Genomic DNA, 16863 nt, shown 5'->3' with positions numbered 1-16863 from the left:
TTTCTTTAAAAGTCAAACATAGAGAAATTATTTTGCGTACCTTGCTCAATTTCATCTACTAAATTATATTGAATTTCTTCATCATAATCGTTACGCAACTCGATAATATAATCAAAATCATCCAACGTGTATTCTGATTGACTCACAAATACGTCAGGATGTTCCACAACTTTTGTTGCAGGCAATCTCATAATTTCACGAACAAGCTGCCAATGCCTTTCGTTAGCACGCTTTGTTGACACGATTCCATCTAAGATAAAAATATTGTCGTCGCTATACTCATCTTCAATCAATTGACTACGAACAGTTTGCTTAATAAGAGTAGATGATACAAATAACCATCTTTTATTTGCACAAACACTTGCGGCAACAATGGATTCTGTTTTTCCGACACGAGGCATTCCTCGTATCCCGATTAGTTTATGACCTTCTTTTTTCATTATTTCAGCCATAAAGTCTACAAGTAATCCTAATTCATCACGCACAAAACGAAATGTCTTCTTATCATCTGCATCCCGTTGTATGTACCTACCATGTCTAACCGCTAGCTTATCTCTTAGCTTTGGCGGACGATATTTCGTTACCGTTATGTTATCCATCGTATTTAAAATTGATTCAAGTCTAGAGATTTGCTCTTGATTATCACACATAAGGAGTAATCCACGTCGTGCATTATCTACACCATTAATTGTGACAATATTAATGCCGAGCATACCGATTAACGAAGAAACGTCACCAAGCAAGCCAGGTCGGTTTTTATGTATTTCATATTCAAAATACCATTCAATCATCCAAGATCACTCCCCTTGCTTACTTTACACCTACGTACTATATTATATGATTTCACCTTAATAGGGAAGCTAAATGTATAATCTATCCCGCGTTATTGTTATACAAAAAAAATAGAGAGGAGAATCTCCTCTCTATTTTTTACTTATGTTGTACAAACTTTACCATTAAGTTTGCGATTGTATGTTGCTCTTGTTCATCAGCAACTTTCCAAAGCTCAGACAATAATTTCTCTTGATCGTTGCGCGCTTCTACTTCATTTGCTAAATAATCACCAACACGAAATGCCATATCTGATACAGCACCACTGTTAAGCCCTTTTCCTTCTGCTTGTTCTAAACGTTCTCCTAAAAAGCTCTTCCATTGATCAAAATTATCTAAAACTGACATGTGTAAGCACCTCACTACTTAGTAATAGAATCATGCTTAATTTGTACAGTTTTTCATTTTTTATGTAAGAAATTTTTAACAATGCCAACCGCCATTTACTCCGATAATTTGTCCAGTTATGTAAGATGCACCTGGCGATACGAGAAATGACACTGTTTTTGCTACTTCTTCTGGTAATCCCAACCTACCTAACGGAATCTCTTCAGCAATTTCATTCTTATCCTCTTCTGAAAATACACTTAACATTTCTGTTTCAATTGCACCTGGCGCCACCGCGTTAACTCTTAATCCACTTAATGAAACTTCTTTTGCTAAAGCTTTCACATATGAATTTTGCGCACCTTTTACCATCGAGTAAAGCACTTCACATGATGCACCAATTTGTCCCCATATAGACGAAACAATTACAATATTACCACTTCTCCGCTGAATCATAGATGGCAGTGCCTTTGATAATAGTTTATAGATGCTCTTCACTTGAAGTTCTACCATATAATTCAATTCATCGTTCGTTACATCTGTTACGAGTCCAAAGATACTCTTCCCAGCTGCATATACGATAACATCAAGAGGATGTTCAATTTGTGCCCACAATCGCTCTGCCCCGTCACTAGAAGCTAAATTCGCTTGAACAGGAATCACTTCAGCCCATTCTTTCTGCAACTCATTCACTTTCTCTTCACTGTTATTATAATGAACATATACTGTATATCCATCTTGAATTAATTGTTTTGAAATAGCAGAGCCAATCCCTCCGCTTCCTCCAGTTACTAATGCATACTTTTTCATAAATTCCCTCTCTTATCTCGACAAAATCTTTTTCCTATAAATAAATAATACCCTCATCTTACAATTTATCAATGATAAGATGAGGGTATTATTATGAAACCTTTTATTTTTTCGGTAAAACTTGACAAACGCTCATTTTCTCTTCTGACAACAATAATTTGGCTACTTCTTGTAAATCTTGAACCGTTAGACTTTCTAATACAGTCAATGCCTCAAACAGACTCGATTCATTAAACGCATATCTTGTAAATTGATTCGCAATATATTCAGGTGAATTCAAGGAGCGTAAAAAGCCACCTATTTTCTTTTTCTTGACCCGTTCTAATGCCGCCTCATCTAATTGATCATAATTTGTGTTTAATAATATTCCTTTCAAACGCTCTTCCAGCTCATCAGGTTGCTTCGTATCGCCGCCTACCATTGCAAAACCGAAGTTATTCTCTTCCGTATAATCATACGAGAACGAATCATCAATGAGTCCTTCATTATATAAAGATTCGTAATGAACGGAGCTTTTCCCAAATAAATAATCTAAAAGTAACGTAAGCGCAATTTCTTGTTTTAAAAGGGCTTCCCCTTTTTCTTTTAAGTTTGTCGCTTTAATACCGACTAAACATTTCGGTGTTTGTACAGGCATTGAAATAATTTTCTTCTTTTCATTTACCTCATCTGGTTCTTCTTCAAATGAACGTACAATTTCTGGCTGGTTTTTATAATCTTTTTTCGCTTGATTTTCACGTATCAAATCCATCGTTTTCTCTGGATCAATTGCACCTACAACAAACATCAACATATTACTTGGATGATAAAACGTTTCATAACATTCATATAATAGGTCTTTCGTAATTTTACTAATAGACTCGATTGTCCCTGCAATATCAATTTTAATTGGGTGCTTTACAAACAAGCTATCAATTAATCCAAAGTATAAGCGCCAATCTGGATTATCCTGATACATTTGAATTTCTTGCCCGATAATCCCCTTCTCCTTTTCAACTGTTTTTTCAGAGAAGTAAGGCTCTTGTACGAAGTTTAACAATGTATTTAAATTTTGTTCTACATTTGATGTACACGAAAAAAGATAAGCTGTTCTTGTGAAAGATGTGAAAGCATTTGCCGATGCTCCTTGTTTACTAAACAATTGGAAAGCATCGTGATCTTCTTTTTCAAATAATTTATGCTCAAGAAAATGAGCAATCCCATCAGGCACACGAATCATTTCTTCTTTGCCTAGTGGTACAAATGTATTATCCATAGAACCATATTTTGTCGTAAACGTTGCAAATGTTTTATTAAATCCTTGCTTCGGTAAAATATATACATCTAATCCATTAGGAAGTTTTTCATAATAGAGTGTCTCTTTCAATTGCTCATAAACAATTTTCTCCATTTATTCTCCCTCCGTTCCGTGTAAAAAGTAAATTGTATCTAGTTCAATATTTTTAGCAACTTTCACAATCTCTTCTTTCGTCACACTTTCAATGCCTGTAAGCCATTCTTCAACCGGACGCGTACGGTCTGAAATAATACCATGATACAGCATTTCCACAAATCCGCGTGGTGTATCAATTGCTTCTAATATTTGATTTTGAATGACACTTTTCGTTTGATGCATCTCTTCTTCAGAAAAATCACCATTTTGCATTGCAAGCATTTGCTCTTTAATAATCTCAACCGCTTTTTCATAATTTTTCGCTTCAATCCCTGACATGACAAATAATAAGCCTTTATGACTTTCAAAGCGGGATGCTGCATAGTACGCTAAACTATTTTTTTCACGAACATTAACGAATAACTTCGAATGAGAAAATCCTCCAAACAATCCATTGAACAATTGCAGCGCAAAATAATCTTCGTCTTTATACGTAATAAATGTACGATAACCGATGTGTAATTTACTTTGTTTTAATTCTTGTTTTTCCACAACTTCTTTTTCTTCATTATTTCTCTTATGAAGAAGTACATTTCTTTCTCTCGCAGGACGCGCTGAAATTGAAAAATACTTACTTACAAGATCAACTGCATTTTCTGAAATATCACCAATAATGTATAGATCCATTTCGTCTTCCGCTAACACTTTTTGATAATATTGATACAAACTTTCATTTGTAATAGATGCAACACTCTCTTTTTTCCCATTTGCGCTTAAACGATACGGTTCTACTTTGCACATTTCTTCAATTAAACGCTCGTTTGCATAACGCATTTTATCATCATAAGTCGCTTCAATTCGTTGCAAGAGCGCTCTCTTTTCACTTTCTACAATAGAAGATAAAAAACTGTTCCCCTCTGTTGCTGGATGTAAAACGATATCCGATAACATAGAAAGCGCTTTTTCAAATAACGGTGGTGCATCATGTAAATATACTTCATTTGCAATGTCTACATAAATAGAGATGACATGGTCTTCTCCCTTTTTACTTACATCTACTGCCAAAGAAGATCCGTATAATTCTTCTAAATATTGACGAAGACGAATTACAGAAGGAAGCTTTTCTGTCGCACTTTGCAATACGTATGGCAATAGGGCACGCTCTGTCACCGTCTCCTCATTTAAAGGTGCTTTAAAACGAAATACAAATGTATTTGTTTTATATTTATCAGTTGGAATAATATGTACTCGTAAACCACCTAACTCATGTAACTGTTGTTCCATCAGTTTCATTTATAGCCCTCCTTTACGTATATAGGAATATTCCTCTTCAATATACAGTTTTTAGAAATGAAAAATCAACTTTTCTTCCTCACTATACTTACATTAGCCCCTTTCTAAAAACTGTAATATGTAAGGAACATAGTAAAATTCCGTATTAAATATAGTCTATGTAAAAAAGCCCGCACTAATGTGCGAGCTTTTTTATACTTATCGTTTTCCTTTTTCATAAGGAGTTCCTAATGCTTTCGGAGCTTCAGAACGACCTACAAAACCAACAAGTGCTAATATTGTGAATACATACGGTAATATTGTTAATAAAACACTCGGAATTTGATCTAATACAGGAATTGTCCCACCTGTTACACTTAATGATTGCGCAAAACCAAAGAATAGCGCTGCACCTAATGCACCTAGTGGATTCCACTTCCCAAAAATCATAGCAGCTAAAGCTAGGAAACCTTGTCCTGTAATAGTTGCCCCTGAGAAGTTATTAGAAATTGACATTGCAAAAATCGCTCCACCAATTCCAGCAAACACTCCCGATATACAAACTCCGATATAGCGCATTTTATATACGTTAATCCCCATCGTGTCCGCTGCCATTGGGTGTTCACCAACAGCACGCAATCGAAGACCGAACGGTGTTTTATAAATAACATACCAAACAACGAATGCTAAAATAATGGCAATATACGACGTTATTGGTACGTTTGAGAAGAATATTTTTCCTAAAACCGGAATATCCGAAAGGCCTGGAATGTCAATCTTTTCAATACGATACTGAATAAAGTCAGTTTGCCCTTTATCAAAAATCTTCTTAATTGCAAATACTGTTAAACCAAGAGATAAGAAGTTAATCGCTACACCACTTACAACTTGATCCGCTCGAAATGTAATAGAAGCTACCGCATGAAGTAATGCAAATAACCCACTACCAATTGCCGCAAATAATAACGCAATCCAAGGAGTCATCGTTCCCCAAGTATCACCCATTAATAAGTTTGTAACAACTCCAATAAATGCACCAAATAGCATTAGTCCTTCTAATCCTATATTTACAACACCCGATCGTTCACTAAATACACCACCTAGTGCTGTAAAAATTATAGGTGCTGATGTATATAACGTACCCGTCACAAGAATGGCTAATATATCTAAAAAGCTCATTTATTTCCCCTCCTTGCTCATGCGTGTAAGCGCCCATCTTAACACATAACTACATGCAACAAAGAAGATGATACATGCAATAATTACGTTAATAAGCTCTGATGGTACATCTGCCTCAAAGTTCATTTGAGGGGAAGCACTTTTTAAACCACCAAATAATAAAGCTGAAAGGATAATACCAAACGGATTGTTCCCTCCAAGTAAGGCTACAGCTATCCCGTCAAATCCTACTCCTGTAAACGAAGACATTGCTGTCATACTTTGGAATGTTCCTAATCCTTCCATCGCGCCACCAATTCCCGCAAATGCACCAGCAATTGTCATGGAGAATACTACATTACGAGAAACTTTCATACCTGCATATTGAGAAGCATGTTGATTAAAACCTACCGACTTTAATTCATAACCTAAAGTTGTTCGATCTAATAAGAACCACATTAAGATAGCTACTAAAATAGCCACAATAATTCCCCAGTGAAGGCGTGAACCATCAGTAATAGAAGCAAGCCAGTCTGAAGATAATGACGCACTCTCTTTAATATCGTATGTTTTATCATTACCCTCATGTAAAAAGCGCTTAATGATGTCATATGTTACATATAATGCGATATAGTTCATCATAATTGTTACAATAACCTCATTAACTTGAAACTTGCCTTTTAAATATCCAGGAATGAATCCCCATATTCCGCCCACTAATGCTGCAAATAAAATAGATAATGGAATGTGAAGAACAGCTGGTAGCGAAACTGCATAACCGAACCAAACCGCTGCAAGCCAACCAACTAACAATTGACCTTCTACTCCGATATTAAATAAACCTGTACGAAATGCAAACGCCACCGATAAGCCAGCAAGAATAAGCGGTATCATTGTACGAAGCGTTTCACCAATTGCACTTGAACTGCCGAACATTCCTGTCCAAAGTGCACTATAACCAACAATTGGGTCATAGCCACTAACTAGCATTACAATTGCTCCGACAAGTAAGCCGAAAATAACGGATAGTACTGGGACTAAAATATTTATCGTTCGTTCTGTTAAAAGTTTTTTAGCCATTTGTACCCACCTGCTCCTTCTTTGTTCCTCCAGCCATTAACAACCCAAGCTGTTGTTCATTCGTTTCTTTCGCATCAACAATTGCTACGATTTTCCCTTCATAAATAACAGCAATTCGGTCACTAACATTTAAGATTTCATCTAACTCTAGTGATAAAAGTAATACTCCTTTTCCTTTATCCCTTTGCTCTATTAATCTCTTATGAATAAATTCAATTGCTCCTACATCTAAACCACGTGTTGGCTGTGCCGCAATTAACAAGTCAGGATCACGGTCCACTTCACGTGCAATAATTGCTTTTTGTTGATTCCCCCCAGATAAAGCGCGTGCTAACGTTTGCTCACTAGGTGTACGTACATCAAACTGTTCAATAAGCGCCTTTGCTTTTTCTGTAATTTTACTGAAATTTAAAATCCCTTTCTTTGAAAACGGATTTTTATAGTACGTTTGCAGCACTATATTATCTCTAACAGAAAAGTCAAGAACGAGGCCGTGTTTATGACGATCTTCTGGAATATGACCAATTCCTTCTTCTGTTATTCTTCTAACAGGCCAATTTGTTATTTCTTTTCCTTTAATTGCAATAGAACCTGACTCAACTTTTCGTAAACCAGTAATTGCTTCTATTAATTCACTTTGTCCATTTCCATCAATCCCTGCAATTCCAACAATTTCTCCCGCACGAACAGTTAAGTCAAGGCCTTTTACAGCAGGTAGTTGGCGTGCATCTTGAACAACAAGATTTGCAATTGAAAGTACCTCTTCTTTTGGCTTCGCGTCTATTTTTTCTGTTTTAAAATTCACTTGACGTCCGACCATTAATTCTGCAAGTTTATTTTCATTCGTATTTGCAACGTCAACCGTTCCAATCCCTTTTCCTTTACGAATAATCGTACAACGATCGCAAACTTCCATAATTTCTTTCAACTTATGTGTAATAAGAACAATAGATTTCCCTTCTTGTACAAGCTTTTTCATAATTTGAATTAGCTCATGAATTTCTTGCGGTGTTAACACAGCTGTCGGCTCATCAAATATTAAAATTTCTGCCCCACGGTAAAGTGTTTTTAAAATTTCAACACGCTGTTGCATACCAACTGAAATATCCTGTATTTTCGCATATGGATCTACAGCTAAACCGTATTGTTCAGACAATTCCTGAATTTCTTTAGCAGCTTCGTCAACAGCAATTTTCCCTTTTTTCTTCGGCTCATTTCCGAGAATAATATTCTCTGTAACTGTAAAATTATGAACAAGCATAAAGTGCTGATGAACCATTCCAATACCAAGGTCATTTGCCACATTCGGATTGGTAATGTTTACAGGCTTTCCTTTAATTTTAATTTCACCTTGTTCTGGTTGGTACAAACCAAATAGTACATTCATCAATGTGGATTTCCCTGCACCATTTTCTCCAAGTAAAGCATGTATTTCTCCTTGCTTTACTTGCAGCGTAATGTCATCATTCGCTACAATGCCTGGGAATACTTTCGTAATGTTATTCATCTCAATTACGTATTCCATTGTGTTCCTCCTTTTAACAGGGAACATTCCCTATTACACTATTAACTTATTAAGCAATTTGGAAGTTTTATACATACAAAGGTTAGTTCTATGAACTAACCTTTGCTATTTCTCTATTTATTTTTTTAGAGAAGCTTCATATTCTTTATACTCTTTATCTGTAGCTGGTACTTTAATTTCACCATCTGTAATTTTCTTTTCAAACTCTCCTACTTTTGTTAAGATTTCAGGGTTAACTTTTTTCACGTTGTCAGTTGTTTTTGCAATACCAACACCGTCATCTTTTAAGCCAAACGCTTCTATTTTACCGCCTTTTAATTTACCGTCTTTTGCTTCTTGTGCTACTTTTTCAACAGCGATATCTACACGTTTTACCATTGAAGTTAATGTTACGTTTTCAGGCATACCTTCTTGGTTTTGGTCACGGTCAACACCAATTACCCAAACATTTTCACCTTTTTTCTTACGGTTTTTCGCTTCAGTGAACACGCCGTTACCTGTACCACCAGCAGCATGATAAATTACATCTACACCTTGACCATACATTGCTGATGCAAGAACTGTACCTTTTTCAGGTTTATCAAATGCTTCCGCATATTCAGATACAATTTCAATGTTTGGATTTACTGCCTTTGCACCAGCTTTAAATCCATTTTCGAATTTACTAATTAAATCACTCTTCATTCCACCAACAAATCCTACTTTATTTGATTTTGTTGACATAGCTGCTACTGCACCTACAAGGAATGATCCTTCATGATCTTTAAATGTAATACTTGTTACGTTCGGTGCATCTACAACCGTATCAACGATTGCGAATTGTTGTTTTGGAGATTCTTTTGCAACTTCTTTAATTGCACCTTCTAATTTATAACCAATTCCGAAAGATAAATCATACTTATCTTTTGAAAATTTCTTTAAGTTTGGAATATAATCTGCTTCTTTTTCAGACTGTAGGTAACGATAATTTGTCTTTTCTTTTAATCCATTATCTTTACCAAACTTTTTTAATCCTTCCCAAGAAGATTGGTTGAATGATTTGTCATCAACGCCCCCAACATCTGTAACCATACCAACCTTAAACTCTTTATCTTCTTTCTTGTCACTGCTCGCCTTATCCGAGTTACCACATGCACCTAACACCGTGCTTGCTGCTAATGTTAATGATAATAAAAGACCTGTTTTTTTCTTCATACTAGAAACCCCTCCTGAAATGATTTGTCTATTTTTTTATACGCTGCTGTCCCTAACTTCTTGCTGTCACCTCCCTAAAAAGGAACTCACCTACATACGTTTTCTTAGTACGTGGAAGCTAAACTTGTCAGCTCTAAAGTAATTGATAGAATATAAGATTGGCTCATCATTTTGATCATAGTGCATTTGTTTTAATACTAGCAGTGCTGTTTCTGGCTCACATTCTAAAATCGGTGAGATTTTCGGGTGATAACCAATTGGCTCAATATGAGCAACCGCATATGTTATGCGCTTATGCGTGTTATTATGTATCACCGTTAGTAATGATTCTTCATTGTATCCCGATAAATCCGGCAATATTTCTTTTGCAAGTTTATCGATACAATATACAACAGGTTCCCCATCTGCTGTACGTACACGCTCAATCATCACTGCATTAAAACCATCTTCACTATTAAACTTCTCTTTTTCTTCTTCTGTTAAACTTGTTGTAGATGATGATAAAAAGATAGTTCCTGGTGTTTTCCCCACACTAGAAATCATATCTGTAATACTAGAAAGTTGTTCAATTCCAGAAGAAAATAACGGCTTGGCATTTACAAATGTTCCTACACCATGTCTACGAATGACAACATTTTCTTCTTCTAAAATACGCAGCGCTTCCCTTAAAGTCGCTCTACTTACGCCAAGTTCTTTCGCTAAATCAAACTCTGATGGTAGCTTCTGTCTTTCTTTGTAAGCTCCATCTTTAATTTTTTCTTTGATGTGATCAATCACCCGTAAATATAGGTGACGACTATCGGATTTTACTGACATAAGACTCCCCCGCATTTCAATTATTCGACCTCTGATGTAAGACTTCTTTTCTCTTTTTTCAACTTACAAAATAATAAAATTACTCAATACTAAAAATAATCATAATTGCCGAATAAATATTAATAATTTTTTAAGATTAAATTTTCACTCTTTACTGCATAAAAAAAACTTTGCACCATAAACATTCCTCATTTCGAGAAAAAGTTCGGCACAAAGATCTCTTACATCCTTTGTTACACACTTTTCCCCTCATAGTCCAGCAATTCATGGTTGCCAGGTAGAAACTTATGGACCTTATCTCCAAGATTATATGAGGCAGTGATTCTTTTCGAAGTAATCTTACCACTTGCTCCCATACGTGTCAACAAAATTTAACATTTTTCTACATTAAATATCGAACGTTCATAAAAAACCACACCAAAGTATTCGTATTCTAAAGAATCACTTTAAATGTAAGCCCTTTCTTTGCCGCTGGATATAGTATATAACAAAACCAGCATATAAAAAAGCCTAATTGTAAAAACAATTAGGCTTTTTTTATGAACTTTTTTCTTGTACATCATTAATGAGCACTTCTCGTGGTTTACTACCTTCATACGGACCTACTACACCATTCATTTCCATTGCATCAATTAAACGGGCAGCCCGCGTATAACCAACTCTAAACCTACGTTGTAACATAGAAACAGATGCTGTTTGCATTTCCACTACGAGCTGAACTGCTTCATCATATAAATCATCTTCTACTTCCTGCTTTGTATCAGGAACATCTTGCGGAATCATATCTTCTTGATATTGCGCTTTTTGCTGGCCAATAACATATTCTACAACTCTCTCAACTTCATCATCTGATAAAAACGCACCTTGTACACGTACAGGCTTCGATGCACCAATTGGTATAAACAGCATATCTCCACGACCTAGTAGCTTCTCTGCACCACCGCCGTCAAGAATTGTACGAGAATCTGTTTGAGAAGATACAGCGAATGCAATACGTGATGGAATATTCGCTTTAATAACTCCCGTAATAACATCAACTGATGGACGCTGCGTTGCAATAATTAAATGAATACCAGCAGCACGAGCCATTTGCGCTAGACGCATAATCGCATCCTCTACATCAGACGAAGCAACCATCATTAAATCTGCTAACTCATCTACAATTACTACAATATACGGTAATTCCGGTTGTTTCGCTTCTGATTGACTATTATGTTCTTTAATATAGTCATTATACCCTTCAATATTACGTGTACCACTATGAGCAAATAGTTCATAACGACGTTCCATCTCACTCACAACTTTTTTCAATGCTTGTGATGCTTTTTTCGGATCAGTTACAACTGGCGTTAACAAATGAGGTACACCGTTATATACATTTAACTCTACCATTTTCGGATCAATCATCATTAATTTTACTTCATGTGGTTTTGCACGCATTAAAATACTAACAATAATACCGTTAATACATACACTCTTCCCACTACCTGTCGCACCAGCTACAAGCAAATGGGGCATTTTATTTAATCGAGCTAATACAGCTTCACCTGTAATATCTCGTCCAAGACCAATTAACAACTTCTCTTCCGGATGATTATTAGCCTTAGAATCAAGAACTTCCCTTAGTGTTACCATAGAAACTTCTGAGTTCGGAACTTCAATCCCTACAGCTGATTTCCCGGGAATTGGAGCTTCAATACGAATGTCCTTTGCAGCTAAAGCAAGCGCTAAATCATCACTTAAACTGACAATTTTACTTACTTTTACCCCCATATCAGGGTACACCTCATACTTCGTAACTGCAGGACCTCTATGTACTTTTGTTACTTTCGCTTTCACACCAAAACTTTGGAATGTACGTTCTAATTTACGAGCGTTCTCATAAATTTCCGCATTTTCATTTGTAACTTGTTTATTCTTTGGAAATTTCAATATATCAAGTGCAGGAAGCTTGTAATCTTTATTTTCTACATTTGAAAATTGCATAGGAGGCGCTTGTGTTTCCCCCTCTAGCGATTCAACGATTTTTTCTCCACGCTTTTTCTTCGGCTCTTCAATTGGCGGAGCCTCTTCGATAGACGGTGAAGTGATTAACTCTTCTTGCTCTACTTCAATTCGTTTATCCTCTTCTTCATTTACAGGATAATTCTCAGTGAAATTTGAAATAATTGGAGGATCAATTGAGATTTCTTCCATCGGCTCAATAATTTCTTCTTGTTCTGCAGCACGTTTGCTCCTTGTGCTTCTTGTTGTTTTTTTCTTTTCTGTTTGTTCAGCCGTTCTTTTGGCTCTCCAATCTTTATAATCCCCTTGCATCACTTGAAATTGACTTCTAAGAATTCTACCAACTGGAGCTAACACTTCTCCAATATGCTTATTTGTTATACAAAGTATACCGAGAATAACTAAAATAATACCAATGATATAAGCTCCTACTTCGTCAAATAAGAAGTAACATGTAGCAAACATAAGCGCACCAAACATGCCACCACCTAAATGAACACTATCTGGTCCTTTTTTCATTTCAAGAAAGAAATTATCTTTCGTACTCACAATAACAGAAGTATTTTGCACTGCCCCGTCTTTCGTAAGAAGGTTAAATAATGTAATATGGCTAAACATTAATATCGCCAATACTATTAAATAAAAACCGATTAACCGTTTATTTAATAGATTCGGCCATCCACGTTTTATAACGAACGAAACGGATAAAGCTATTACACCTAACACACCAATTATGTACCACTCACCAAAGAAGAAGCGAAAAAATAACACAAACGATTTCCCTACAACACCTAGCTGTAAAATCGTAATGATTGAAAGTGCAAAAAGAGTTAAACCGACGATTTCATAATACAAAGTTGGCTTTATCGTACGTCTTGCCTTTGCCTTCGTCCCTCTTTGCTTTTGTTTTGCCATTTCTTCACCTCGTGTTCTACATATAAGTAAAGCCCCCTAAAAAACTCCACCTATATGTCCGTTTTCTCTATTTTTTCAGGTCTTTATATCTTCTATTTTTACACTTCTTGTAAAATGTTAAATAAACAGAAGAAAGCAGCCCTCTCATGGCTGCTCAACCGTCTTGTTTTTTATATTATACCATAGCTTCTACACAAAATCCTTCTTTTTGCTAAAAGGTTATTTGCTGGCCAGGCTCAAACTCTAAGTAGTGAAGCGGGTCCGTACTTAACACCCGCACAATCGAATAACTCCCACGTTCTTCTTCAGAAACCATTAATTCAACACCGTTTATATTTACGATTTTTTGACTTTCACATTGTGAATAATCGGCTGGATACACGAGTTGCTCTGGCATAATTGTATATAAAATCATTGTAACATTGTCCCTTCTGCACTATCATTCCCGCGAGCATCTATTAATTCGTTTAATTTTCGAATCGCATTTCCAATACCACCGACATCATCTATAAGACCATACTTCACTGCATCTCCACCAATTACATTCGTACCAATATCTCGCGTTAGATTCCCTTTCGCAAACATAAGCTCTTTAAAACGATCTTCCGTCACTTTCGAATGCTTCGTCACAAATCGAATGACTCTTTCTTGCATTTTATCTAAATACTCAAATGTTTGCGGTACACCTATAACAAGACCTGTTAGACGAATAGGATGAATTGTCATCGTCGCAGTTTCTGCAATAAATGAATAGTCCGTAGAAACGGCTATTGGTACCCCGATAGAATGCCCTCCACCCAGAACAAGTGATACCGTTGGCTTTGAAAGCGAAGCGACCATCTCAGAAATTGCTAGCCCTGCTTCAACGTCACCTCCGACCGTGTTTAATATTAAAAGCAAGCCTTCAATTTTCGGATTTTGTTCTATCGCAACAATTTGCGGAATAATATGCTCATATTTTGTTGTTTTATTTTGCGGCGGCAACTGAACATGACCTTCCACCTGTCCAATGATTGTTAAACAATGAATACGCGATTCATTCATTTGTGGTACATTCGTTTGTCCAAGCTGTTGAATTTTTTCCACTAATGAAGCTTCTTTCCCACCTTCTTTCGGCTCAGCCTCTTTCTCTTCATTTGTATAACGATCACGTTCTGTCATATCGCATCCCCTTTCACTCGTATATAACTATTATTTCTTAAGTTATAAATTTCATTCGATAGAGTGAAAAAAGAAAAAAAGATCACCCGTAAAGGTGACCTTTTTTATACTTCCATAATAATCGGTAAAATCATAGGCTTTCTCTTCGTCTCTTCGTACAAGAATTGCCCTAATAATTCACGAATATTTTGTTTTAACATAGACCATTCAATTGAATATTCTTTAATTGATTGCTCAACAATCATACGTACAATCTCTGTAGATCTGTCAATTAACGCTTCTGATTCACGAACATATACAAAGCCACGTGAAATGATTTCTGGACCAGAGATAATTTTCTTTTCATCTTTACCAAGTGTTACAACAACTACTAATATTCCATCTTGAGATAACATTTTTCTATCTCGAAGAACGATATTACCAACGTCACCTACACCTAGTCCATCAATTAAAACATTACCAGCTTGCACTTTGCCAACTAAGTTTGCTTCATCGTCACCAAAAGCAATTACATCGCCTTTTTCTACGATAAAGATATTTTCTCTTGCAATACCTACATCTTCAGCTAAATATGCATGTGCTTTTTGCATACGAAACTCACCATGTACGGGTACAAAATATTTCGGTTTCATTAAATTTAACATTAGTTTTAATTCTTCTTGGCTACCGTGACCTGAAACGTGAACTTTTCTTTCACCGTAATAAACAACCTCAGCTCCAGCTCTAAATAACAAGTCAATAATTTTCGATACAGATATTTCATTACCCGGAATTGGAGAAGCCGCAATAATAACCGTATCACCTTTACGAATTGAAATTTGTTTATGAGCTTGCTTTGCCATTCTAGAAAGGGCTGCCATCGGTTCACCTTGGCTACCTGTCGTTAAAATAGCTACCTTTTTCTCTGGGAAATTGTCTACTTCTTGTAGTGAAATAACCATACCCTCTGGAACATCTAAATAACCAAGACGTCTTGCGATATCTACCACTTTTACCATACTACGTCCTACAACCGCTACTTTTCGTCCTGTTTCAGCAGCTGCATCAAATACTTGTTGAATACGATGTACATTCGATGCAAATGAAGCAACAATAATACGTCCTTCTGCTCCGTAGAACACTTTAGAAATTTCTACACCAACTTCTTTTTCAGAACCTGTATAGCCTGGACGCTCAGCATTTGTACTATCAGATAGTAAGCATAGTACGCCTTCATTTCCGATTTGCGCCATTTTTCCAAGGTCCGCTCCATTATTTCCAATTGGAGTTTGATCGAATTTAAAGTCTCCCGTATATACGATAGCACCTTTTGATGTATGGAAACAAACACCAACAGAATCTGGAATACTATGTGTCGTTCCAAAGAATGACACCGTTGTAGTATTAAACTCTACTGTTGAATTTGAATCGATTGTTTTTAAGTCTACGCGGCCTAACATACCCGCTTCGCCAAGTTTTTCTTGTATAAGCCCTACTGTTAATTTCGTTGCATACACTGGAATAGATAATTTACGAAGTACGTAAACAATACCACCAATATGATCTTCATGACCGTGAGTAATAAATAAACCTTTTACTCGCTCTTGATTTTCCACTAAATATGTAATATCAGGAATAACGATATCAATTCCAAACATTTCATCTCCCGGGAACATTAATCCTGCATCTACAATAAAGATTTCAGAATCAATTTCAACACAGTACATGTTTTTCCCGATTTCACCTACTCCACCAAGAGCAAATACTTTAACAGACTCATTCTCTTTTCTCTTCATGTTGTTGCCTGGTTTAAAAATCTTTCAAACACTGATTTCACTAAAATTGCAGAGACACCAGGGGAAACTCTACAACCACCATATATTCACCGTCCAAGACGAATGTCCTTACCGTTATGCGATATCATGTCCTTGTTTATTTTTTAAACCAGGTTTCACCTCTCTTTCATTATATAAATCAAATATCTTATTCGATATGATATGAAAATGTAATCAAATTATAATTTTTTACCAATTTTGCTAAGCATACCCGTACTAAGCTACTTAGCCATATTATACCTGATACAAGAAATAGAACACAAGTTAAATCGTGCGAAAGAAAAAGTAAAAGAACGGAATTACAACAAAAGTATCAAACATATTTCCTTTATGTTTACTTCGATTTTATACTTCATATTATTTTGAAGAAATATCCATAAATACTAAATTAATTTCATAATATGGATTTTCAAGACTTATTTTTCTAGAATCGAACAAAAACACTTACAAAATGTAGTTTTTGTTCGATTCCCGTCACATTTGAGGCAATTTCTGCAATAAACAAAATCGATAGTTTATTACGTTTATACAAATGTTTATTCTAAAATAACTATGATTTTTTGCTTCCTTTAAAGGGGTACGAT

14 protein-coding genes and 1 riboswitch are annotated in these 16863 nt (G+C 35.8%); all 14 genes read right to left on the bottom strand.

The genetic code is table 11. From position 1 onward, the window contains the following. Positions 1 to 5 precede the first annotated feature (5 nt). Positions 6 to 791, bottom strand: a complete 786-nt coding sequence (locus V7S50_RS02925; RefSeq protein ID WP_000574107.1) for a DUF3388 domain-containing protein — start codon at positions 789 to 791, stop codon at positions 6 to 8. 139 nt (positions 792 to 930) lie between these two features. After that, positions 931 to 1179, bottom strand: a complete 249-nt coding sequence (locus V7S50_RS02920; RefSeq protein ID WP_029439572.1) for a DUF3243 domain-containing protein — start codon at positions 1177 to 1179, stop codon at positions 931 to 933. 75 nt (positions 1180 to 1254) lie between these two features. After that, positions 1255 to 1968, bottom strand: coding sequence for an elongation factor P 5-aminopentanone reductase (gene ymfI / locus V7S50_RS02915; protein WP_242252005.1), 714 nt, complete (start codon positions 1966 to 1968; stop codon positions 1255 to 1257). A 103-nt stretch (positions 1969 to 2071) separates the two neighbouring features. Beyond that, positions 2072 to 3358 (bottom strand): EF-P 5-aminopentanol modification-associated protein YfmH, encoded by a 1287-nt coding sequence (gene yfmH, locus V7S50_RS02910; protein WP_098554995.1) that lies wholly within the window; start codon positions 3356 to 3358, stop codon positions 2072 to 2074. Continuing rightward, complete coding sequence (gene yfmF / locus V7S50_RS02905) at positions 3359 to 4633, bottom strand: EF-P 5-aminopentanol modification-associated protein YfmF (RefSeq protein WP_242252006.1); 1275 nt, start codon at positions 4631 to 4633, stop codon at positions 3359 to 3361. Between the two features lie 198 nt (positions 4634 to 4831). Beyond that, positions 4832 to 5791, bottom strand: a complete 960-nt coding sequence (locus V7S50_RS02900) for an ABC transporter permease (RefSeq protein ID WP_000008857.1) — start codon at positions 5789 to 5791, stop codon at positions 4832 to 4834. Continuing rightward, positions 5792 to 6850: an ABC transporter permease gene (locus tag V7S50_RS02895; protein ID WP_060631955.1), complete on the bottom strand. Its 1059-nt coding sequence runs from the start codon at positions 6848 to 6850 to the stop codon at positions 5792 to 5794. Then, entirely contained in the window at positions 6843 to 8375 is a 1533-nt protein-coding gene (locus V7S50_RS02890) for an ABC transporter ATP-binding protein (RefSeq protein ID WP_242252007.1), read from the bottom strand. The genes V7S50_RS02895 and V7S50_RS02890 overlap by 8 nt, the downstream gene beginning before the upstream one ends. A 117-nt stretch (positions 8376 to 8492) precedes the next feature. Beyond that, positions 8493 to 9569: a BMP family lipoprotein gene (locus V7S50_RS02885; RefSeq protein ID WP_242252008.1), complete on the bottom strand. Its 1077-nt coding sequence runs from the start codon at positions 9567 to 9569 to the stop codon at positions 8493 to 8495. Positions 9570 to 9659: 90 nt separating this feature from the next. After that, on the bottom strand, positions 9660 to 10385 hold the full coding sequence (locus tag V7S50_RS02880; protein ID WP_000114176.1) for a GntR family transcriptional regulator: 726 nt from the start codon (positions 10383 to 10385) through the stop codon (positions 9660 to 9662). Positions 10386 to 10617: 232 nt separating this feature from the next. Continuing rightward, positions 10618 to 10719: riboswitch (purine riboswitch) on the bottom strand. Between the two features lie 203 nt (positions 10720 to 10922). Beyond that, positions 10923 to 13304 carry a DNA translocase FtsK gene (locus V7S50_RS02875; RefSeq protein ID WP_063221062.1) on the bottom strand — a complete coding sequence of 794 codons (2382 nt, stop codon included), beginning with the start codon at positions 13302 to 13304 and terminating at the stop codon, positions 10923 to 10925. Positions 13305 to 13515: 211 nt separating this feature from the next. Beyond that, positions 13516 to 13719: a YlzJ-like family protein gene (locus V7S50_RS02870; RefSeq protein WP_063221063.1), complete on the bottom strand. Its 204-nt coding sequence runs from the start codon at positions 13717 to 13719 to the stop codon at positions 13516 to 13518. Next, a complete protein-coding gene (gene tepA / locus V7S50_RS02865; protein ID WP_060631960.1) occupies positions 13716 to 14465 on the bottom strand; it encodes a translocation-enhancing protein TepA in 750 nt (249 codons plus the stop codon). Before tepA ends, V7S50_RS02870 begins: the two co-directional genes overlap by 4 nt. 104 nt (positions 14466 to 14569) lie before the next feature. Next, a complete protein-coding gene (locus tag V7S50_RS02860) occupies positions 14570 to 16240 on the bottom strand; it encodes a ribonuclease J (RefSeq protein ID WP_063221064.1) in 1671 nt (556 codons plus the stop codon). Between the last annotated feature and the right edge of the window lie 623 nt (positions 16241 to 16863).

This window comes from Bacillus sp. CCNWLW194, from assembly GCF_037120585.1.
Taxonomy (GTDB): domain Bacteria; phylum Bacillota; class Bacilli; order Bacillales; family Bacillaceae_G; genus Bacillus_A; species Bacillus_A basilensis.
This window is presented reverse-complemented; position numbering and strand designations above follow the sequence as displayed.